The following is a 19331-nucleotide window of genomic DNA, read 5'->3' as shown; positions in this document are numbered from 1 at the left end:
GCTATACCTCAATGAATAAAAAGCGGCCCCCGGAAAAGAGAGCCGCCTGACATCTCGTCTTCGGTCTCTATTTTATGTAGCCCATAGCGAGATACAACCCGGAGACCTCATGTCCGATACCTTTCCCCACCGCCAGGGCGACCGGCGCTTCGGCCGCGTCAACTGGATGGGCCTCTACACGCTGGCCGAACGCGAGGTCATGCGCTTCGTCAATGTCTGGACCCAGACGCTTCTCGCGCCGCTGGTCACCGCCGGGCTGTTCATGGTGATCTTCTCCATCGCCATCGGGCCGCGCCGGGGCGACGTGATGGGCATGCCCTTCACCACCTTCATCGCGCCGGGCATCCTGATGATGACGGTGATCCAGAACGCCTTCGCCAATACCTCCTCCTCGATCGTGATCGCCAAGGTGCAGGGCAATATCGTCGACACGCTGATGCCGCCGCTCTCGGGCGCCGAGATGGTGCTGGGCTACCTCGCAGGCGGCATCGCGCGGGGGCTGGTGGTGGCCGTGGTCATCGCGCTTGGCGTGGGGCTGGTGCTGGGCGTCTGGCCGCAATACCCGCTGGTAACGCTGGTCTTCGTCTTCCTCGGCGCGGCCTTCCTGTCGGGGCTCGGGATCGTGGCGGGGATTTTCGCCGAGAAGTTCGACCAGATGGCCGCGATCACCAATTTCATCGTGACCCCGCTCGCCTTCCTCTCGGGCACCTTCTACTCGGTCAGCGCCCTGCCCCCGGGCATGTACGAGCTGACCCATATCAACCCGATCTTCTACCTGATCGACGGGGCGCGCTACGGCATGATCGGGGTCTCGGACAGCTCGCCGGTCGTGGGCTTCGTGATCTCGCTGGCCGCGGTCCTGGCGATCAATCTCGTCGGCTGGCGGATGTTCCGCCGCGGCTACCGGCTGAAGGACTAGGGAGGGCGCCATGACCAAACCCATCGCGGTGATCCTGGGCGTGGGCGACGGGCTGTCGGCCGCGCTGGCGCGGCGGCTCGCGCCCGACTACGCGCTGCATCTCGGCGCGCGCAGCGAGGGCAAGATGCTGCCCCTGGCCGAGGAGCTGGGCGCCGAGGCGCATCTGCTCGACGCCACCGACACCGAGGCCATGGCCGGGTTGTTCGATGAGCTCCCGCAGGCGCCGCGGGTGGTGATCTACAACCCCTCGCGCCGGGTCGCGGGCGGCATCACCGAGCTCGACCCCGAGGCGGTGCGCGACGCGGTCGAGGTCACCGCCTTCGGGGCCTTCCTCGCCGCCCAGGGCGCCGCGCGGCGGATGCTGGAGGCCGAACCCGACGCAAGGGGCGTGCGCGGCACGATCCTCTTCACCGGCGCCTCGGCGGGGGTGAAGGGCTTCCCGCGCTCCTCGGTCTTCGCCATGGGCAAGTTCGCCCAGCGCGGCCTGGCCGAGAGCCTCTCGCGCGAGCTGCATCCCCAGGGGGTGCATGTGGCCTGGGTGAACATCGACGGGGCGATCCGCAATCCCGGGCGCAGCGAGGCGGCGGAGAACCCCGACTCGATGCTCGCCCCCGAGGCCATCGCGGAAAGCTATGCCGCGCTGATCGACCAGCACCGCTCGGCCTGGAGCCACGAGCTGACCCTGCGGCCCTGGGTGGAGCGCTTTTAAGAGAGTGCGTCGCCGGGTCTGACGGCTTTGGGTTGGGATGGCGCAAAGTGCCTAAGGCCCTCGGGCTGTCAGCGCCTAGGGTGCTCAGCCTCCAAGCCCCTCAGCGCCCAAGCATAAACCAAACCACGCGGCGCGCCCCCGAGGGCGCCCTGCCTCAGCCCGCCCGCGCCGGAAAGACCTGCTGCACGATCCCCACGCCCAAGAGGTAGACCGAGGACGGCACCAGGAGCCAGACCGCCCAGGTCGCCGGGTCGAACTCGACCCAGGCCGCCCAGGCCGCGGCCAGGACCCAGACCAGCGCCACCGGCAGCGTCAGCCAGCGCCAGCGCGCCGTGCGCACCGGGTGCACGAACTTTAGCGGCAGGAACATCGCCACCGCCAGCGCCGCGATCAGCGCCACCATGACCCAGATCGCCGGTTCCACCGCGAAGAACACCAAGACCAGCATGTTGAAGCAGCCCGGGAAGCCCTCGAAGGAATAATCGTCGGTCTTCATCCTAGTGTCGGCGAAATACATCGCCGAGGCATAGGTGATCACGAAAATCGAGAACCACCCCGTCCAGCCCGGCAGGAGCCCCGACTGGAAGAGCGCGAAGGCCGGGATGAAGACATAGGTCAGGTAGTCGATGATCAGGTCGAGCAGCACCCCGTCGAAACGCGCCGCGTTCACACGCACTTGGTAGCGCCGCGCCAGCGGGCCGTCGATCCCGTCGACGGCGAAGGCCAGCACCAGCCAGAGATACATCACCGCCCAGTCCTCTGTGGCGGCGGCGAGCAGCGCCAGCATGGCGAAGACGGAGCCCGTTGCGGTCAGAAGGTGGACGAGAAGCGCCTGGCGTCGAATATCCATCCCCGTGTGATGCCGGAAGGTGCCGCCTCTCGCAAGCGCAGCGTGCCGCCCTGGGGCGCGGCGCCGCGCCTCAGGCGTAGAGCACCCGCCCGTCGTGGCGCGCGGGCGTCGCGGTGACGAGCGCGCCCTCGGTCTGCGGGGTGGAGAATCGCACCTCGGCGAACTGCTCGGTGCGGCCCATGTCGGGGGCCTCCATCAGGATCTGATGCGCCCGTCCCGCCGAGCCCTCGAGGTGGCGCGCCACGGCCTCGGTGCCGGCGGCGCGCAGCCGCTTGGCGCGGTCCTTGATCGCCGTGCCCTCGACCTGCGGCATGCGCGCGGCGGGCGTGCCGGGCCGGGGGCTGTAGGGGAAGACATGCAGCCAGGTCAGCGCGCAGTCCTCGACCAGCTTCAGCGAGTTCTCGAACTGCGCCTCGGTCTCGGTCGGGAAGCCCGCGATGATGTCGGCGCCGAAGGTCATCTCGGGGCGCAGGCTGCGGGCCTCCTCGGCGAAGCGGATGGCGTCGTCGCGCAGGTGGCGGCGCTTCATGCGCTTCAGGATCAGGTCGTCGCCGTGCTGCAGCGAGAGGTGCAGATGCGGCATCAGCCGGGGCTCGGTGGCGATGGCCTGCATGAGGTTCTCGTCCACCTCGATCGAATCGATCGAAGAGATCCGCAGCCGCGGCAGGTCCGGCACCAGCTTCAGGATGCGCATCACCAGGTCGCCGAGCTTCGGCGTCGCGGGCAGATCCGCGCCCCAGGAGGTCAGGTCGACGCCGGTCAGCACGACCTCGTTGAAGCCTTCCTGCACCAGCCGCTTGATCTGGTCGACCACCACGCCCGCCGGCACCGAGCGCGAATTGCCCCGGCCGTAGGGGATGATGCAGAAGGTGCAGCGGTGGTCGCAGCCGTTTTGCACCTGGACATAGGCGCGCGAGCGGGTGCCGAAGCCGTCGATCAGATGTTCGGCGGTCTCGGTCACCGACATGATGTCGTTGACCCGCACGCGCTCGGTCTCGCCGATGAAATCGGCGGCCATGTCGCGCCAGACCTCGGGGGTCATCTTCTCGGAATTGCCGATGACCTGGTCGACCTCCTCCATGGCGGCGAAGGTCTGGGGTTCGGTCTGGGCGGCGCAGCCGGTGACGATGACCCGCGCGCCGGGGTTGTCGCGGCGCAGGCGGCGAATCTCCTGGCGGGCCTTGCGCACCGCCTCGGAGGTCACCGCGCAGGTGTTGACCACCACCGCGCCCTCGAGCCCGGCCTCGGCGGCCATGCGCTTCATCGCCTCGGTCTCATAGGCGTTGAGGCGGCAGCCCATGGTGGTGAACTTGGGCGGGGTGCTCATGGGGTGACCTCTGCCAGCCAGTCGGCGGAAAGCGTGCCGTCGAAGACCCGCGCCGTCGGGCCGGTCATCCAGACGCCGTCCTCGCGCCAGTCGATCTCGAGCGTGCCGCCGTCGAGGTCCACCGTGACCCGGCGTCCCGTCAGCCCGCGCCGGGCCGCCGCGACCGCCGTCGCGCAGGAGGACGAGCCCGAGGCGAGCGTCACGCCGACGCCGCGCTCCCAGACGCGCATGCGCAGTCGGTCGGGGCCGGTGAGGCTCGCCACCTGGACGTTGGTGCGCTCGGGGAAAAGCGCGTGGTGTTCGTAGCGCGGCCCGAAGGCCTCGAGCGCCACCGCCTCGGCGTCGGGCACGAAGAAGGTGCAATGCGGATTGCCCATGCCGGTCGCCACCGGGCCGCCCTCGATCGGCAGCTCCAGCGTGTCGAGCGGCTCGGAAAGCGGCACCGCGTCCCAGTCCGTCTGCGGCGGGCCCATGTTGACCGAGACCATGCCGCCTTCGGCCCGGACCACCGGCAGCGACCCGCGGTCGGTGGTCAGGACCAGCGCCTCGGCCCCGGTTTCGCGCAGGAGCATATCGGCAATGCAGCGGGTGGCATTCCCGCAGGCCGCCGAGGTCGAGCCGTCGGCGTTGTAGAAGGTCAGATGCGCGTCGCCCGGCCCTCGGGCCTCGATCACCGCGAGCTGGTCGAATCCCACGCCCCGGTGCCGGTCGCCCAGCGCCCGCGCGAGGCCTGGCGTGACCTCGGGCGCGCCACGGCGTCCGTCGAGCACGACAAAATCATTGCCGAGCCCGTGCATCTTGATGAAACTGATCGCGTCCTGCGCCTGTGCCATGGGCGCGCATATACGCCCCCCGAGGGGCCCTTTCCAGAGGGTGCCCCGGGGTCGGTTCTTTTTTCCGAATTTTTGGGTTGACCCTATCCGGCGGTATTTCTAGAAGCCCGCCCAGTGGGCCGTTAGCTCAGTTGGTAGAGCAACTGACTTTTAATCAGTGGGTCGCAGGTTCGAATCCTGCACGGCTCACCACTGATCCGGAAAATTGGGTGATCGTCGGGGCGGTTGGCGCCTTTTGGGCGGGCTGTTGCCGGGGTGGCTTGATGGGCGCTCGGTGGGGTGTCTTGGCGTTGGGCTGCGAGGCGGTCTGGCAATTGGCGCTCGGGCTGAGGGCTTGGCGTTTGGGTCTGGCGCCAGGTGCTCGGGTTGGGGGCTTCCTGAAGCTAGGTGTCTGCGGGATGCTCTGGAGCTTGGGGGCCCAGGCTGTCCCTCCTCCAAGATGAGACGGCCCCCGGCGCTCCCTTCTCCGCCCGCCACCTCTCAAACCAGAACACCTCCGAGGATTCGCCCCAACCTCCCGTCAAAGCGCCCTGCCCCGCCGACACCCCTCCCGAACAGAGGGCGCGCGCCGGACCGGGGGGCCGGCGCTGCTGACCTCTGATTGAAGCGCTTTATGGCTGCAAGGTCAGGACTAGGGGATAGCTAAGCACACCACCCCAAGGAGCGCCGGCCCATCGGGCCGGTCCGGCGCGCGCCCGGCACCTTCGGTGCTATTCGGGCGCAAAAAGCGCTGGCTGCACCGGGGGGCTTGCGTGCAGACGTCGGTGCAGTTGCGCTCACTTCGAAGCCCAGACCGGTGCGCGTGCCACACGCCCACCAGAGGGCGCGCGCCGGACCGGGGGCCGGCGCTGCTGACCGCTGAGCGAAGCGCTTTATAGCTGCAAGGTCAGGACTAGGGGATAGCTTAGCGCACCATCCCAAGGAGCGCCGGCCCAAGGGGCCGGTCCGGCGCGCGCCCGGCACCTTCGGTGCTATTCGGGCGCAAGAGGCGCAGGGTTGAGAAAAAGCGCGCTGATGGTCTGTTGGTTTGGCCGGGATGGGGTTAGCGCATCCCATCGCGTTGGTGCCCAATGTGAAACGTTGGTGCCCAATGTGTGAGCTTTGCCGGAAGCCTCCTCAACTTCGGATACCCGCGCCACACCAAACCTCCCCTCACACAGCCCGCCTACCCCCGCGCGGCCACCGCCTTCACCGCCTCGGCCAGCACCGCCACCGCCTGCGCCATGTCCTCGGGCGCCGCAAATTCGTCCGGCCGGTGGCTCACCCCGCCCGCACAGCGCAGGAACAGCATGCCCACCGGGCAGAGGTCCGCCATGGCCGAGGCGTCATGCGTGGCGCCCGAGGGCAGCTCCAGCGCGCCCAGCCCCGCCGCGGCCATGCCGTCGCCCAGCGCCGCACGCAGGCCCGGGTCGCAGGCCACGGCGGGCTGGTCGTAGGTCCGCGTCATCTCGACCGTGACCCCGCAAGCCGCAGCCGCCGCCTCGGCCAGCGCTCGCGCGCGCGCCTCCAGGGCGTCCCGCGTGGCGTCCTCGGGCGCGCGCAGCTCCAGCGTCAGCGTCACCTCGGAGGGAATCGCATTGACCACGCCGGGCGCGACCGACAGCTGGCCCACCGTGGCGCGGCTCTCGGCGAAACCCTCCGCCGCCTCGGAGACATCCGCGACAAAGCGCCCGGCGGCGACCAGCGCGTCGCGGCGCTCGCCCATGGGCACGGTGCCCGCGTGGCCGGTCTCGCCCGAAAACCGCAGGCCGTAGCGCGCGATACCGCAGATCGCGGTGACCACGCCGACCGGCGCATCGGCGCTCTCCAGCACAGGCCCCTGCTCGATATGCGCCTCGAGGTAGCCGACGACCTGCGCGGGGTCGCGGGCCAGCCCCGCGATCTCCTCGGGCACGGCCCCGAAGGCGCGCATCGCCTCGGCCATGGAGACACCGTCGGTGTCGCGCATCTCCAGCACCTCCGGGTCGAACCGCCCGGCCAGAGCGCGCGGGCCGATGAGCGCGGTCGGAAAGCGCACGCCCTCCTCGTCGGCGAAGGCCAGCACCTCGAGCGCGAAGGGTAGCGCCACGCCCTCATCGTGCAGCCGCCGCACCGCTAGGCAGGCCAGCGCCACGCCCATGATGCCGTCGAAACGCCCGCCTTCGCGCACGCTGTCCTGGTGCGAGCCCAAAAGCAGGGCCGGCGCCTCGGCCCGCCCCGGCGTCCGCCCGATCAGAGTGCCCGCGGCATCGCGCGAAACCTCGAGCCCCGCCGCTTGCATCCAGCCCGCGATCTGCCGCAGGGCGGCGGCATGGGGCTCGGTCCAGGGCAACCGGGTGACACCCGGGCCGGGCTCCGAACAGCCCGCGATCTTCTCCAGCCAGGCGGCGGCATCCACTCCGTCAGACATGCAATCCCTTGTATTTATCATGATGAATAGGCTCTATGGATACCTTCGGAAGTGACACGAGGCATGTGATGGTCGACACCGGCGCCCCCGAGACAGGCAAGGGCCGCAAGCGCTCGCGCCCGATCCGCGTGGCCGAGGCGATCAAGGACTGGGTGGTCGAACAGGGGCTGCAGCCCGGCGACCGGCTGCCCGGCGAGACCGAGCTGATCGCCCGCTTCGGCATGTCCAAGGGCACCATCCGCGAGGCCATGCGCCTCCTGCAGGCGCAGGGGCTCGTCGAGACCAAGACCGGCCCCGGCGGCGGCAGCTTCGTCGGCGAGGTCTCGACCGAACGGGCCCATGCGCTCCTGGCGAATTACTTCTACTTCCGCGACATCTCGATCGCCGACATCTACCAGCTCCGCGTGGCCCTCGAACCCGAGGTGGCGGCGAGCCTCGCCGGCAGGCTCTCGCCCGAGCGGCTCGCCGAGCTGCGCGCCATCGTCGAGGGCTATGCCGCACCCGCCGCCGGCCCCGAGGAGGAGCGCCGCCAGCATGTCGCCTCGCTGCGCTTCCACGCCCGGCTGGCGAGCTTCGCCGACAACGCGCTCCTGGCCTTCATGATCGGCTTCATGTCGCAGATCCTCACCGATCTGACGGTCTACAAGCAGCTCTACGCCGCGCCCAACGAGGCGCTCTGGCGCACCGGGCGGCGGCACCAGCTGGACCTTCTGGCCGCGATCGAGGCCGGCGACGCCGAGGCCGCCCGCGCGATCATGCGCTCGCACATGGAGATGGCCTGGGAGATGATGGAGGACCAGCAGGCCGTCGTCATGAAGCGCTTCATGACCCATTGATCACCCCGCGGGCCGGATCGGCGCGCTGTAGGGCTCGGCCCGTTCGGGCGCCTCGAGCGTCGGCACCAGGCGCGCCCATTCGGCGTAATCGCCGCTGGTCGCCCTTGCGTGCAGCCGGGCCAGATCGGAGAGCGGCGTCTCGGAATAATCGACTCTGAGGCTGAGCGGCGCGGCATCCCGCGCCACCACCAGGAGCGCCGCTGACAGGAGCCCCCGGCTGTCGCCGCCCGAGGCCCGCGCCGCCTCGAGCGCGGCGAGCAGCCGCTCGGCCAGGCTGCCGCGGCTGTCGAGATACCCTTTCAGGCAGGCGTCCAGCACCCCGCTGCCCGACAGGAGGTTGCCGGTCACGATGACCCCCGGTGCGCCCCGCGCGCCCGCGGCGGGGATGCTGTCGGCGCCGGTGAAATGCCCGGTCCCGCCGCCAAGATCGAGCGCCGCGAGCTGGCGATGGGCGCGGCCGGCGTCCCCGCCGACGGTCTCGGCCACGGCCGCCTCGGCCCCCTGGCCTCCGCGCATCCGCGCCAGAACCCCGGTGCCCCAAAGCGTGCTCGGCAAGGAGCCCTGCGCCGCCGAGAGCCCCGATTCGGCGTCCCCGCGCAGGACCCAGCCCCCGACGCAAAGGCTGCCGGTGGTCGCCGCGCCGCCATAAGCGCCTGTTTCCGCGTCATATGCGAGGATCGAAATCGTCATCGCCTTGTCTCCGTATCAGCGCGCTTGAATTTATAATGAAAATTTGGCCTGATGCAATTTATCATGAAAAATAACATCGCCCGAAACAGGAGAGGACCCCCATGCCGATAGGACATCTGACCCGCCGAGGCCTCCTGGCCGCCGGCACCGCCCTGACCCTGGCGCTGAGCGCGCCCGTGCAGGCCCAAACCCCGCCCGGCGTGCTTGTCGTCGGCCAGATCGCCGAGCCCAAGGCGCTCGACCCCGCCGCGGTGACGGCGGTGAACGACTTCCGCATCCTGATGAACGTCTACGACGGGCTGGTGCGCTACCGCGACGGCACGCTCGAGGTGGAACCGGCGCTGGCCACGGACTGGGAGATCTCCGAGGACGGCACCGAATACACCTTCTCCCTGCGCGAGGGCGTCACCTTCCACGACGGCAGCGCCTTCAACGCCGAGGCGGTGAAGTTCAACTTCGACCGGATGCTCGACGAGGAGCACCCCTATTACGACACCGGGCCCTTCCCGCTGTCCTTCTTCTTCTCGGCCATCGAGACGGTCGAGGCGCTGGACGAGACCACGGTGAAATTCACCCTGAACGAGCCTTACGCGCCCTTCCTGTCGAACCTCGCCTATCCGACCGGGCTGATCGTCTCGCCCGCCGCGGTCGAGGAGCACGGCAGCGACTTCGGGCGCAACCCCTCGGGCACCGGCGCCTTCCGCTTCGCCGAATGGCGCCCCAACGAGGCGGTAGTGGTCGAGGCCAACCCCGACCACTGGGACGGCGCGCCTGCGCTGGAGGCCGTGGTCTTCCGGCCGATCACCGACGCCAGCACCCGCACCGCCGAGATGCTCGCGGGCGGGATCGACCTCATGGTCGAGGTGCCGCCGGTGGCGCTCTCGCAGTTCGAGGGCGACAGCTACGCGCTGCACGAACAGGCCGGCCCGCACCTGTGGTTCCTGATCCTCAACGCCAAGGAAGGCCCCTTCGCCGACAAGTTGGTGCGCCAGGCCGCCAACTACGCGGTCAACAAGGAGGCGATCGTGAACGAGGTGCTGGAAGGCACCGCCGAGGTCGCCGCCGGGCCCACGCCACCGGCCTTTGCCTGGGCCTACAACGAGGAGCTTTCGCCCTATCCCTACGACCCCGAGAAGGCCCGCGCGCTGCTGGCCGAGGCCGGGGCCGAGGGCGCGGAGCTGACCTTCTACGTCACCGAAGGCGGCTCGGGCATGCTTGACCCGGTGGCCATGGGCACCGCGATCCAGGCCGACCTCGAGGCCGTGGGCTTCGACGTCACCATCGAGACCTACGAGTGGAACACCTTCCTCGGCGAGGTGAACCCCGGGCTCGAGGGCAAGGCCGACATGGCCGAGATGGCCTGGATGACCAACGACCCCGACACCCTCCCCTTCCTGGCGCTGCGCAGCGAGGCCTGGCCCGACCAGGGCGGCTTCAACTCGGGCTATTACGCCAACCCCGAGGTCGACAGCCTGCTCGAGGAGGCCCGCCGGGCCACCGACCAGGACGAGCGCGCGCGGCTCTACAAGGAGATGCAGGCCATCGTGCACGAGGATGCGCCCTGGGTCTTCGTCGCCAACTGGAAGCAGAACGCGGTGACCAACGACCGGGTGGAGGACTTCACCCTGCAGCCCTCGTTCTTCCTGCTCCTCGACGAGGTCACCAAGAACTGATCCCGCGCGGGGGCCCTGCGGGGCCCCTGCCCGACCACCCCGGCCCGCAAGGGAGGCAGAGCCTATGGGCGGATATATCCTCAGACGCCTGGTCTCGGCGGTGCCGGTGCTGCTGGGCATCACGGTCATCGTCTTTCTGATCATGGCGCTGATCCCCGGCGACCCGGCGACGGCGATCCTCGGCAGCTACGCCACGCCCGAGAATGTCGCCCGGATCAACCGCGAGCTCGGCCTCGACGAACCGCTCTGGCGGCAATACGTGATCTGGCTCGGCAACCTCCTGCAGGGCGACTTTGGGCAGAGCTTCGCGCTGAACCGCCCGGTCCTCGACGAGGTGATGGAGCGCTTCGGCGCGACGCTGATCCTCGCCGGCACTTCCTTCGTGCTGTGCTCGGTGCTGGGCGTGATCGCGGGCACCATCTCGGCGGCCAATCAATACGGCTGGGCCGACAAGGCGATCACCTTCACGGTGCTCCTGGGGATCTCCATCCCCTCGTTCTTCCTGGGCATGATGATGATCCTGCTCTTCGCGGTGCAGCTGCGCTGGTTCCCGGTCTCGGGCATGTGGCCGATCTACGGCGCCCGCGACGCCGCGGCGCTGGCCTCGCATCTGGCCATGCCGGCGCTGGCGCTCGCCGTGGTGGCGACCGGCGTCATCGCCCGGCTCTCGCGTTCGGCGCTCCTGGAGGTGCTGCGGCAAGACTTCATCCGCACCGCCCGCGCCAAGGGCGTGCACGAACGCTCGGTGATCTGGCGCCACGCGCTGCGCGCGGCCATGGTCTCGATCCTGCCGGTGCTGGGTATCCAGGCGGGCTTCGTGCTCTCGGGCGCGGTCTATATCGAGATCGTCTTCCAGTGGCCCGGCATCGGGCGGATGCTGGTCGACGCGATCCTGCGTCGCGACATCCTCCTGGTGCAGGGCGGGGTGATCGTGGTCGCCGCCTGCTACGTGCTCTTCAACATCGCCGTGGACGTGGCGCAAAGCCTGCTCGACCCGAGGATCCGCACATGACCGGCGCCTTCTCGCTTTTCGCCCGCAACCGCCTGGCGCTGGCGGGCGGCATCCTCCTGACCCTGGTGGTGCTGCTGGCGCTCTCCGCGCCGCTCCTGCCGCTGGCAGACCCGGATGTCACCAACACCTCCCAGCGCTTCCTGCCGCCCTTCTCCGAGGGCGCGCTGCTCGGCACCGACCACCTCGGCCGGGACCTCTTGTCGCGGCTCCTCTGGGGCACGCGGCTCTCGCTGGCGGTGGGCTTCGCCGCCGCAGTGATCGCGGCCGGCATCGGCGCGGCAATCGGGGTGATCGCGGGCTTCTACGGCGGGCGGCTCGACAATGTCATCATGCGCGGCGTCGACATGCTCATGGCCTTTCCCTACATCCTCCTGGCGCTGGCCATCGTCGCGGCGCTGGGGCCGGGCCTTCTGAACGCGCTGATCGCCGTGGCCGCCGTGAACGTGCCCTTCTTCGCGCGCAACATCCGCGGCATCACTGTGGGCCTCGCGCACAAGGAGTTCGTCGATGCCGCCCGGCTCGCGGGGCTGTCGCGGCCGCAGATCATCCTGACCGAGATCCTGCCCAACGTGCTGCCGGTGATCGTCATCGCCATGTCGACCACCATCGGCTGGATGATCCTCGAGACCGCGGGCCTGTCCTTCCTGGGGCTCGGCAGCCAGCCGCCGCAGGCCGACCTCGGCTCGATGCTGGGCGAGGCGCGGGCGGCGCTGATCAGCCATCCGCATACCTCGGTGGTGCCGGGCGTGATGATCCTGGTGATCGTCATGTCGATCAACCTCCTGGGCGACGGCATCCGCGACGCGCTCGACCCGCGGCTGAAGTCCGGCGCGCTCTCGCGGCCCATGGCGGCGACCCGGCTTGCGCGCAGCAGCACACCGCCCGAACAGAAGCTGCCCGGGGTCCTCGCCATCGAGGGGCTCGAGACCGAGTTCCACGTCGGCCAGCGCCGGCTGCGCGCGGTGGGCGGGGTCGACCTGGCGGTGAAGCCGGGCGAATGCCTGGGCATCATCGGCGAAAGCGGCTCGGGCAAATCGGTGACGGCGCTGTCGGTCACCGGGCTCGTTGCCTCGCCGCCGGGCGTGATCACCGGCGGGGCCGTGCGCTACCAGGGCGAGGACCTGATCGGCGCGCCCTATTCCCGGCTGCGCGCCGTCCGGGGCCGCGAGATCGCCTATATCTTCCAGGACCCGCTGGCGACGCTGCACCCGCTCTACCGGGTCGGCGACCAGCTCATCGAGGCGATCCAGGCGCATCAGAAGGTCGACGCCAAGACCGCCCGCGCCCGGGCCGTGGCGCTTCTGCGCGACGTGCGCATCCCCAACCCCGAGAGCCGCATCGCCAACTACCCGCACGAGATGTCGGGCGGCATGCGCCAGCGCGTCGGCATCGCCATGGCGCTGGCCAACGACCCCGAGGTGATCATCGCCGACGAGCCGACCACCGCGCTCGATGTCACGGTGCAGGCGCAGATCCTGTCGCTGCTCGACGACCTGCGCCGTTCGCGCGACCTGGCGATTGTCTTCATCACCCATGACTTCGGCGTGGTCGCCCAGCTCTGCGACCGGGTGGCGGTCATGTATGCCGGCAAGGTGGTCGAGGAAGGCCCGACCGACGCGGTGCTGGCCGCGCCGCGCCATCCCTATACCGCGCGGCTCATCGCCTGCGTGCCCGAGCTGGGCGGCGGGCGCCGGCGGCTCGAGGCGATCCCCGGCCTGCCGCCCGCGGTCGACCGCCTGCCCGAGGGCTGCGCCTTCGCCGACCGCTGCACCAAGACCCGCGAGAGCTGCCGCGCGGGCCCGATTCCGCTCACGCAAGAGGGCGCCCGCGCGGTGCGCTGCCTCTACCCCGAGACCCAAGCCGCCCGGGAGGTCGCCGAATGACCAAGGCCCTGCGACTGGACAACCTGTCCAAGACCTTTCCCCTGCGCGGCGGGCTCTTCGGCGGCCCGAAGGGCGGCGTCCGGGCGGTGCAGCCCGTCTCTCTCGATGTGAGCCGGGGCGAGACCCTGGGCATCGTCGGCGAATCGGGCTGCGGCAAGACTACCCTGGCGCGGATGCTGGTGGGCCTCGTCTCGCCCAGCACCGGCAGCATCGAGATCGAGGGCACCGCGCTCGACACCGCCGACCCGGCCGAGTTCGGCAAGCGCATCCAGTATGTCTTCCAGGACCCGATCTCCTCGCTCAATCCGCGCAAGACGATCCGGCAGATTCTCGAACTGCCGCTGAAGAAGCTGCACCGCATGGACAAAGCCGCCCGCGCGGCGCGGATCGCCGAGATCTTCGAGGCGGTGAACCTGCGGCCCGAGTTCCTCGACCGCTACCCGCACGAGTTCTCGGGCGGCCAGGCCCAGCGCATCGGTATCGCGCGGGCCTTGGCCGCCGAGGCGCGCATCCTGATCCTCGACGAGCCGGTTTCGGCGCTGGACGTGAGCGTGCAGGCGCAGGTGCTGAACCTCCTGGCCGATCTGCGCAAACGGCTGGAGCTGACCTACCTCTTCATCAGCCACGACCTCGCCGTGGTCGAGGCCGTCTCGGACCGGGTGGCGGTTCTTTATTTCGGATCGCTGGTGGAGATCGGCCCGGCCGAGCGCATCTTCCGCGCGCCGCGCCATCCCTACACGCGGCTTCTGGCCGAAAGCGCGCCAGTCGTGGGCCGGGCGCTGACCGCGCCCGAGGCGCGCGGCAGCGAGCTGCCGGATCCGCTGAACCCGCCCGAGGGCTGCGCCTTCGCGGCCCGCTGCCCGCGGGCGAGCGCGCGCTGCAGCGAAGCACCGCCGCCGCTCGAGGCAGCGCCCGGGGGCGGGGCTGTGGCCTGCTACCACCCGCTCGGCGCGGATGACGCGGCAGAGGACAACTGAAACGGGGCGCGCCGGTCAGCCACCGCGCGCGCCCCGTTCAAATGACTTATGCGCGGCCCCCAGCCGGGCGCCGCGCCTCAGCCGCCTCAGCCCTTCTCGAGCGCCTCGAGCCGCGCCTTCAGCGCCTCGTTCTCCTCGCGGGCCTTCTGCGCCATGGCGCGCACGGCGTCGAATTCCTCGCGGGTCACGAAGTCGCGGTCGGCCAGCCAGCGGTCGAGCATGGATTTCATCGCCGTCTCGGCCTCGGTCTTGGCCCCCTGCGCCACGCCCATGGCGTTGGTCATCAGCTGGCTCAGATCGTCGAATACCTTGTTGCGCGTCTGCATGTCTCTCTCCTGATCGCTTGCCCGCTATATGGCCCTTGCGGGGCCTCGTCTCAAGGTTGACTCTCCCGCCCCGGCATGGCCTCTCAGCGCCATGATCGCCGCGCTCGACTTCCCGCAGATCTCGCCCAACCTCGTCTCGATCTCGCTCTTCGGGACCGAGTTCGCCCTGCGCTGGTACGCGCTGGCCTATATCGCGGGCCTGCTGATCGGCTGGCGGCTGGCGGTGGCGGCGGTTCGCCGTCCGGCGCTCTGGCCGCGCGAGACCCCGCCGATGCGCCCCGAACAGGTCGAGGAGCTGCTGACCTGGATCATCTTCGGGGTGATCCTCGGCGGGCGGCTGGGCTTCGTGCTGTTCTACCAGCCGGGCTATTACCTTGCCCATCCTATGCAGGTCTTCGCGGTCTGGCAGGGCGGCATGGCCTTCCACGGCGGGCTCCTGGGCGTGGTTCTGGCCGCGACGCTCTACGCCCGGCGGCAGGGCGCGCCGCTCTTGAGCACCGCCGACATGCTGGCGCTGGCCGCGCCGCCGGGGCTCCTGCTGGGGCGGATCGCGAATTTCATCAACGCCGAGCTCTGGGGCCGCCCAACCGATCTGCCCTGGGGGGTGATCTTCCCCGGCGAGCTTGCGCAGTCCTGCGGCCAGCCGATCGGCGAGCTTTGCGCGCGCCATCCCTCGCAACTCTACGAGGCGGCGCTGGAAGGGCTGATCCTCGGCGCCTTGCTGCTCTATCTCGCCTTCCGGCGCGGCCTCCTGCGCCACCCGGGGCTGGCCACGGGGATCTTCGCGGCGGGCTACGGGCTCGCGCGCTTCACGGTGGAGTTCCTGCGCCAGCCCGACTCGCAGTTCGTCACCCCCGAGAACCCGCTGGGCCTGGCCTGGCACATCGGCGGCTATGGGCTGACCATGGGACAGATCCTGTCGCTGCCGATGATCGCGCTGGGGCTCTACCTGGTGATGCGGGCGCGGCGGACATGACGCTGTCGGCGCTTCTCACGTCCCGGATCGCGGGCGAGGGGCCGATGTCGGTGGCGGAATACATGAGCCTCTGCCTCTTCCACCCGCGCCACGGCTACTACGCGACCCGCGACCCGCTGGGCCGCGCAGGCGATTTCATCACCGCCCCCGAGATCAGCCAGATGTTCGGCGAGCTGGTCGGGTTGTGCCTGGCGCAAAGCTGGCTCGACCAGGGGGCGCCCGCGCCCTTCACCCTGGCCGAGCTGGGCCCCGGGCGCGGCACGCTCATGGCCGACGTGCTGCGCGCCACGGCGCGAGTGCCGGGCTTCCACGCCGCCGCCCGCGTCACCCTGGTCGAGGCCTCGCCTGCCCTGCGCGCGCGCCAGCGCGAGACGCTGGACGGCCACGAGGTGGCCTGGGTCGACAGCGCCGAGGCCCTGCCGCAGGACGCGCCGCTTTTCCTTCTGGCCAACGAGTTCTTCGACGCCCTGCCGGTGCGGCAATTCCTGCGCGACGGACCGGGCTGGCGCGAGCGGGTGATTGGGCTCGAGGGCGAGCGCTTGACCTTCGGCCTCGGCGAGGCGACGGACCGCCCCGACCTGGCCCACCGGCTGGCGGACACCCGCGACGGTGACCTCGTCGAGGTCAGCCAGGCGGCCGAGGGTGTCGCCACGCTCATCGGCGAGCGCATCGCGCAGGCCGGCGGGCTGGCGCTGGTGATCGACTACGGTGCCGAAACCAGCCTCGGCGACAGCTTCCAGGCGCTGAAGGCGCACCGCAAGGTGCCGGTGCTCGAGACCCCGGGCGAGGCCGATCTGACCGCCCATGTGGACTTCGGCGCGCTGGCCCGCGCCGCCGCCCCCGCAACGGCAACGCCGGTGGTCACCCAGGGCGTCTTCCTCGAACGGCTCGGCATCACGCCCCGCGCCGAGGCGCTGGCCGCCCGGCTCTCCGGCCCCGCGCTCGAAGCCCATGTCGCCGCGCATCGCCGGTTGACCCACCCCGAGGAAATGGGCTCTCTCTTCAAGGTAATGGGTATCGTGCCAAAGGACGCGGGCGTGCCGCCGGGGTTGGCGCCGTGACGCTGGAGATCATCACCTCTCCGGCGCTGGCGCCCCTGAGGCACGGCTTCTTCACCCGCCGCGGCGGCGCCTCCTCGGGCGTGTTCCACGGGCTGAACTGCGGCACCGGCTCCTCGGATCAATCCGAGATGGTCGAGATCAACCGCGCCCGCGTGGCCGAGGCCATGCAGGTCGCCCGCAGCGCGCTGGTGACGGTGCACCAGATCCATTCCGCCGAGGTGGTCACCGTGACCGATCCCGACCTCGGCCAGCCGCGCCCGCGCGCCGACGCCATGGTCACCAACCGCCCGGGCATCGCGCTCGGCGTGCTGACCGCCGACTGCCAGCCGGTGCTTTTCGCCGATGCCGAGGCCGGGGTGATCGGCGCGGCGCACGCGGGCTGGCGCGGGGCGCTCGCGGGCGTCTTGGAGGCGACGGTGACGGCCATGGAGCGGCTCGGCGCCCAGCGCGACCGCATTCGCGCCAGCATCGGCCCGACCATCAGCCAGCGCGCTTATGAGGTCGGCCCCGAGTTCTTCGACACCTTCGAGGCCGAGAACCGCGCCTACCTGCGGTTCTTCGCGCAAGGTAACGGCGACCGGATGCTCTTCGACCTGCCGGGCTTCGGACTGCACCTCCTGCGCGAGGCGGGCGTGCGCGCCGAATGGACCCGGCATTGCACCTATTCCGACGCGCACCGCTTCTATTCCTTCCGCCGCGCCACCCATGCGCAGGAGGCCGACTACGGGCGGCTGATCTCGACGATCCGGCTCTGAGCGGGCGCCGTGGGCCTGTGTGCGCCCCCCGCGCCCTGGTTTTGCCGCAATATACGCAACAATCCCGACGCTGACGGCCTGATTGGCCATGATTTCTGATCAATCGGCCGTATCGGCGGTTTTTCGAACAATGTGGCGGTTTTCGGAAAATTGTCTCGAACCCGTCAAAGACGCGCCCCAAACCGGCGACATCCTGAGCCCGAGGCCAGGGGCAGAGAGACCCCGCCCGAGCAGAGACAAGAGCCAAAGGACACCGCCGCCATGACCCCCAAGCGCCGCTTCATCGCCTCGATCCTGAAAAGCGCCGAAGAGTTCGACACCGCCCTGCCCTTCCAGCGCGGCGCCCCGCGCAACGCGGCCATCGCGCGCCGCAAGCTTGCCGCCGCGCCCGCGCCCCGGGACCGCAAGAGCGCCTGAAGTGATTCGCTGGCCCGCCCGCCAATTGTGGCGGGACTGGCCCGCGCCCCGAGAACAATCTTCCCTCGTGACTCGGATTGGCCGGCCCGCCGCCGCCAATCCGTTTCTTTTTTTGACAGAATGCCGCGGATCCGGCCTATTGATGATGAACGCAGTCGCAACGTCCGTTCGTCGTTGTTGGTGGGGGCCAGCACGGATGTGACAGCCTATTTATAGGGTGATCACATGAACAGTCTTCAGGCGCCCCTTCTCAACGCCCATGCACCGCGCTCACACCGCGTCTCGCAAGAGTCGTTTGCTCGTCCGGTCGGGCGGCCTCGTCGTGCCCTTTCTCTCATGCGCAGATACGAGGCCGCCGCCCTTCTCCCGGATCTTACCGTCGAATATCTCTCGCGCACGGCGCCCGCCCATCCGGTCTTCGAAGAGACCGCCGGCGGCTTCGCGCGCGGCACGCTGTTGCAGACCCCTTCGGGACCGGTCGCGGTCGAGGACCTGGTGCCCGGCGATTACGTCGAGACCTCGGACGGCGCCGAGCCCGTGATCTGGATCGGCTCGACCAGCTATGTGCCCCGGGTCGAGGACAGCGACAGCATCCTGACCACGCTTTACCGCGTCACCGGCGGGGCCTTCGGGCCCGAGATGCCGGGCACCGACATGGTCTTCGGGCCCGCGGCCCGCTTCCTGGTGCGCCGCGACCGCTTCCGCGAGACCATCGGGCATGACAGCGTCTTCGTGCCCCTGGCCGATTACGCCGACGGCGAGCGGGTGATCCCGGTGCAGCCCGGCGGCTCGGTGCAGATCTACCACGTGGCGCTGGCCGAGCATAAGGCGCTGAAGGTCGGCAACCTCGAGATCGAGAGCTACCATCCCGGCCCCGGCCTGCGCCGCGAGCTGGGCCCGGGCTATCTCGAGACCTTCCTGTCGCTTTTCCCCGGCTGTCGCGGGCTCGAGGATTTCGGCGAGCTCTCCCGCCCCCGCACCTCGCGCGAGGCGGTGCTGCGGCTGGGCGGCTGAGGCGGGTGGCCTGGCGGCCCTTCGGGTCGCCGAGGCGGTTGTTTTTCGGAGCTTTGGGTCGCTGAGGGCGGCGCGGTTTGAGCGCCCGCCCGCGCCGTCAGGCGGTGCGCGAGAGCCGTTCTTCCAGCACCTCGAAAGGCACGCCGGGGTCATCCTTGGCGCCCCGGATCACCAGCGAGGTCTTCACGCTGCCGACGTTCGGCGCGGTCAGCAGGTCTCCGGTCAGGAAGCTCTGAAAGGTCGAGAGGTCCGGCGCCACGCATTTCAGGATGAAGTCGACCTCGCCGTTCAGCATGTGGCACTCGCGCACGAGCGGCCAGTCGCGGCAGCGCGCCTCGAAGGCCGAGAGGTCCGCCTCGGCCTGGCTTTGCAGCCCGACCATGGCGAAGACCTGCACCTCGAAGCCGAGGCTGCGCGGGTCGACATCGGCGTGATAGCCCTTGATGAAGCCCTGTTCCTCGAGCGCGCGAACCCGGCGCAGGCAGGGCGGCGCGGAGATGCCGACCCGTTTGGCGAGCTCCACGTTGGTCATCCGCCCGTCGGCCTGCAGCTCGGACAGGATTTTTCTGTCGATCGGATCGAGCCGGTGCGCGGGCATGAGGAACTCCATGGACGTGGGGTCAGCGATTTCGCGATCATATAGCAGACGCCGGGGAATGCGCAATATTATGTCGCCTCGCCGCA

Annotated in this window: 19 protein-coding genes and 1 tRNA gene; 13 read left to right on the top strand and 7 right to left on the bottom strand. The window is 69.9% G+C overall.

What is annotated here, in order from left to right; genetic code table 11:
- Nucleotides 1-109: 109 nt before the first annotated feature.
- Both LR948_RS07765 and LR948_RS07760 read left to right on the top strand, forming a co-directional pair.
- Nucleotides 110-919 carry an ABC transporter permease gene (locus LR948_RS07765; RefSeq protein ID WP_232753425.1) on the top strand — a complete coding sequence of 270 codons (810 nt, stop codon included), beginning with the start codon at nucleotides 110-112 and terminating at the stop codon, nucleotides 917-919.
- Nucleotides 920-929: 10 nt separating this feature from the next.
- A complete protein-coding gene (locus LR948_RS07760) occupies nucleotides 930-1628 on the top strand; it encodes an SDR family NAD(P)-dependent oxidoreductase (protein WP_232753424.1) in 699 nt (232 codons plus the stop codon).
- A 154-nt stretch (nucleotides 1629-1782) separates the two neighbouring features.
- Here the strand turns inward: LR948_RS07760 and LR948_RS07755 are convergent, their stop codons facing one another.
- From LR948_RS07755 to dapF, 3 genes are all read right to left on the bottom strand, one after another.
- Entirely contained in the window at nucleotides 1783-2478 is a 696-nt protein-coding gene (locus LR948_RS07755; RefSeq protein WP_232753423.1) for a phosphatidylcholine/phosphatidylserine synthase, read from the bottom strand.
- 70 nt (nucleotides 2479-2548) lie between these two features.
- Nucleotides 2549-3805: a tRNA (N(6)-L-threonylcarbamoyladenosine(37)-C(2))-methylthiotransferase MtaB gene (gene mtaB / locus LR948_RS07750; protein ID WP_232753422.1), complete on the bottom strand. Its 1257-nt coding sequence runs from the start codon at nucleotides 3803-3805 to the stop codon at nucleotides 2549-2551.
- Complete coding sequence (gene dapF / locus LR948_RS07745; protein WP_232753421.1) at nucleotides 3802-4638, bottom strand: diaminopimelate epimerase; 837 nt, start codon at nucleotides 4636-4638, stop codon at nucleotides 3802-3804. The genes mtaB and dapF overlap by 4 nt, the downstream gene beginning before the upstream one ends.
- 116 nt (nucleotides 4639-4754) lie before the next feature.
- Between dapF and LR948_RS07740 the strand changes: the two genes are divergently transcribed.
- Nucleotides 4755-4830: transfer RNA gene (locus LR948_RS07740), tRNA-Lys, on the top strand.
- 973 nt (nucleotides 4831-5803) lie between these two features.
- Here LR948_RS07740 and LR948_RS07735 read toward each other — a convergent pair.
- Nucleotides 5804-7027, bottom strand: coding sequence for a M20 family metallo-hydrolase (locus tag LR948_RS07735; protein ID WP_232753420.1), 1224 nt, complete (start codon nucleotides 7025-7027; stop codon nucleotides 5804-5806).
- 68 nt (nucleotides 7028-7095) lie between these two features.
- On the opposite strand from LR948_RS07735, the gene LR948_RS07730 reads away from it, so the two are divergent.
- Entirely contained in the window at nucleotides 7096-7863 is a 768-nt protein-coding gene (locus tag LR948_RS07730) for a FadR/GntR family transcriptional regulator (protein WP_232753419.1), read from the top strand.
- On the opposite strand, the gene LR948_RS07725 is transcribed toward LR948_RS07730, so the two are convergent.
- Nucleotides 7864-8553, bottom strand: a complete 690-nt coding sequence (locus LR948_RS07725; RefSeq protein ID WP_232753418.1) for a DUF1028 domain-containing protein — start codon at nucleotides 8551-8553, stop codon at nucleotides 7864-7866. It abuts the gene before it with no gap.
- Nucleotides 8554-8654: 101 nt separating this feature from the next.
- Here LR948_RS07725 and LR948_RS07720 point away from each other — a divergent pair, with 101 nt between their 5' ends.
- From LR948_RS07720 to LR948_RS07705, 4 genes are all read left to right on the top strand, one after another.
- Nucleotides 8655-10226 carry an ABC transporter substrate-binding protein gene (locus LR948_RS07720; protein ID WP_232753417.1) on the top strand — a complete coding sequence of 524 codons (1572 nt, stop codon included), beginning with the start codon at nucleotides 8655-8657 and terminating at the stop codon, nucleotides 10224-10226.
- 64 nt (nucleotides 10227-10290) lie between these two features.
- Nucleotides 10291-11238, top strand: coding sequence for an ABC transporter permease (locus LR948_RS07715; RefSeq protein ID WP_232753416.1), 948 nt, complete (start codon nucleotides 10291-10293; stop codon nucleotides 11236-11238).
- Nucleotides 11235-13121, top strand: a complete 1887-nt coding sequence (locus LR948_RS07710; RefSeq protein ID WP_232753415.1) for a dipeptide/oligopeptide/nickel ABC transporter permease/ATP-binding protein — start codon at nucleotides 11235-11237, stop codon at nucleotides 13119-13121. Before LR948_RS07715 ends, LR948_RS07710 begins: the two co-directional genes overlap by 4 nt.
- Nucleotides 13118-14098: an oligopeptide/dipeptide ABC transporter ATP-binding protein gene (locus LR948_RS07705; RefSeq protein ID WP_232753414.1), complete on the top strand. Its 981-nt coding sequence runs from the start codon at nucleotides 13118-13120 to the stop codon at nucleotides 14096-14098. The genes LR948_RS07710 and LR948_RS07705 overlap by 4 nt, the downstream gene beginning before the upstream one ends.
- A gap of 86 nt (nucleotides 14099-14184) precedes the next feature.
- On the opposite strand, the gene LR948_RS07700 is transcribed toward LR948_RS07705, so the two are convergent.
- On the bottom strand, nucleotides 14185-14424 hold the full coding sequence (locus LR948_RS07700) for an accessory factor UbiK family protein (protein WP_232753413.1): 240 nt from the start codon (nucleotides 14422-14424) through the stop codon (nucleotides 14185-14187).
- Nucleotides 14425-14515: 91 nt separating this feature from the next.
- Between LR948_RS07700 and lgt the strand changes: the two genes are divergently transcribed.
- The 5 genes from lgt (at nucleotide 14516) to LR948_RS07675 (ending at nucleotide 18647) form a co-directional block, all read left to right on the top strand.
- The gene (lgt, locus tag LR948_RS07695) at nucleotides 14516-15400 is read left to right on the top strand and encodes a prolipoprotein diacylglyceryl transferase (protein ID WP_232753412.1); all 885 of its coding nucleotides are present in this window, start codon (nucleotides 14516-14518) and stop codon (nucleotides 15398-15400) included.
- Complete coding sequence (locus LR948_RS07690) at nucleotides 15397-16461, top strand: class I SAM-dependent methyltransferase (protein WP_232753411.1); 1065 nt, start codon at nucleotides 15397-15399, stop codon at nucleotides 16459-16461. Before lgt ends, LR948_RS07690 begins: the two co-directional genes overlap by 4 nt.
- Nucleotides 16458-17216 (top strand): peptidoglycan editing factor PgeF, encoded by a 759-nt coding sequence (gene pgeF / locus LR948_RS07685; protein WP_232753410.1) that lies wholly within the window; start codon nucleotides 16458-16460, stop codon nucleotides 17214-17216. The genes LR948_RS07690 and pgeF overlap by 4 nt, the downstream gene beginning before the upstream one ends.
- 261 nt (nucleotides 17217-17477) lie before the next feature.
- The gene (locus LR948_RS07680) at nucleotides 17478-17633 is read left to right on the top strand and encodes a hypothetical protein (protein ID WP_232753409.1); all 156 of its coding nucleotides are present in this window, start codon (nucleotides 17478-17480) and stop codon (nucleotides 17631-17633) included.
- Between the two features lie 336 nt (nucleotides 17634-17969).
- Nucleotides 17970-18647, top strand: coding sequence for a Hint domain-containing protein (locus LR948_RS07675; protein ID WP_232753408.1), 678 nt, complete (start codon nucleotides 17970-17972; stop codon nucleotides 18645-18647).
- A gap of 97 nt (nucleotides 18648-18744) precedes the next feature.
- Here the strand turns inward: LR948_RS07675 and LR948_RS07670 are convergent, their stop codons facing one another.
- Nucleotides 18745-19245 carry an Lrp/AsnC family transcriptional regulator gene (locus LR948_RS07670; RefSeq protein WP_232753407.1) on the bottom strand — a complete coding sequence of 167 codons (501 nt, stop codon included), beginning with the start codon at nucleotides 19243-19245 and terminating at the stop codon, nucleotides 18745-18747.
- Between the last annotated feature and the right edge of the window lie 86 nt (nucleotides 19246-19331).

Source organism: Roseivivax sp. GX 12232 (genome assembly GCF_021272185.1).
Taxonomy (GTDB): domain Bacteria; phylum Pseudomonadota; class Alphaproteobacteria; order Rhodobacterales; family Rhodobacteraceae; genus Roseivivax.
Note: the sequence above shows the minus strand (reverse complement) of the source record. Positions and strands in the feature narration are given on the sequence as shown.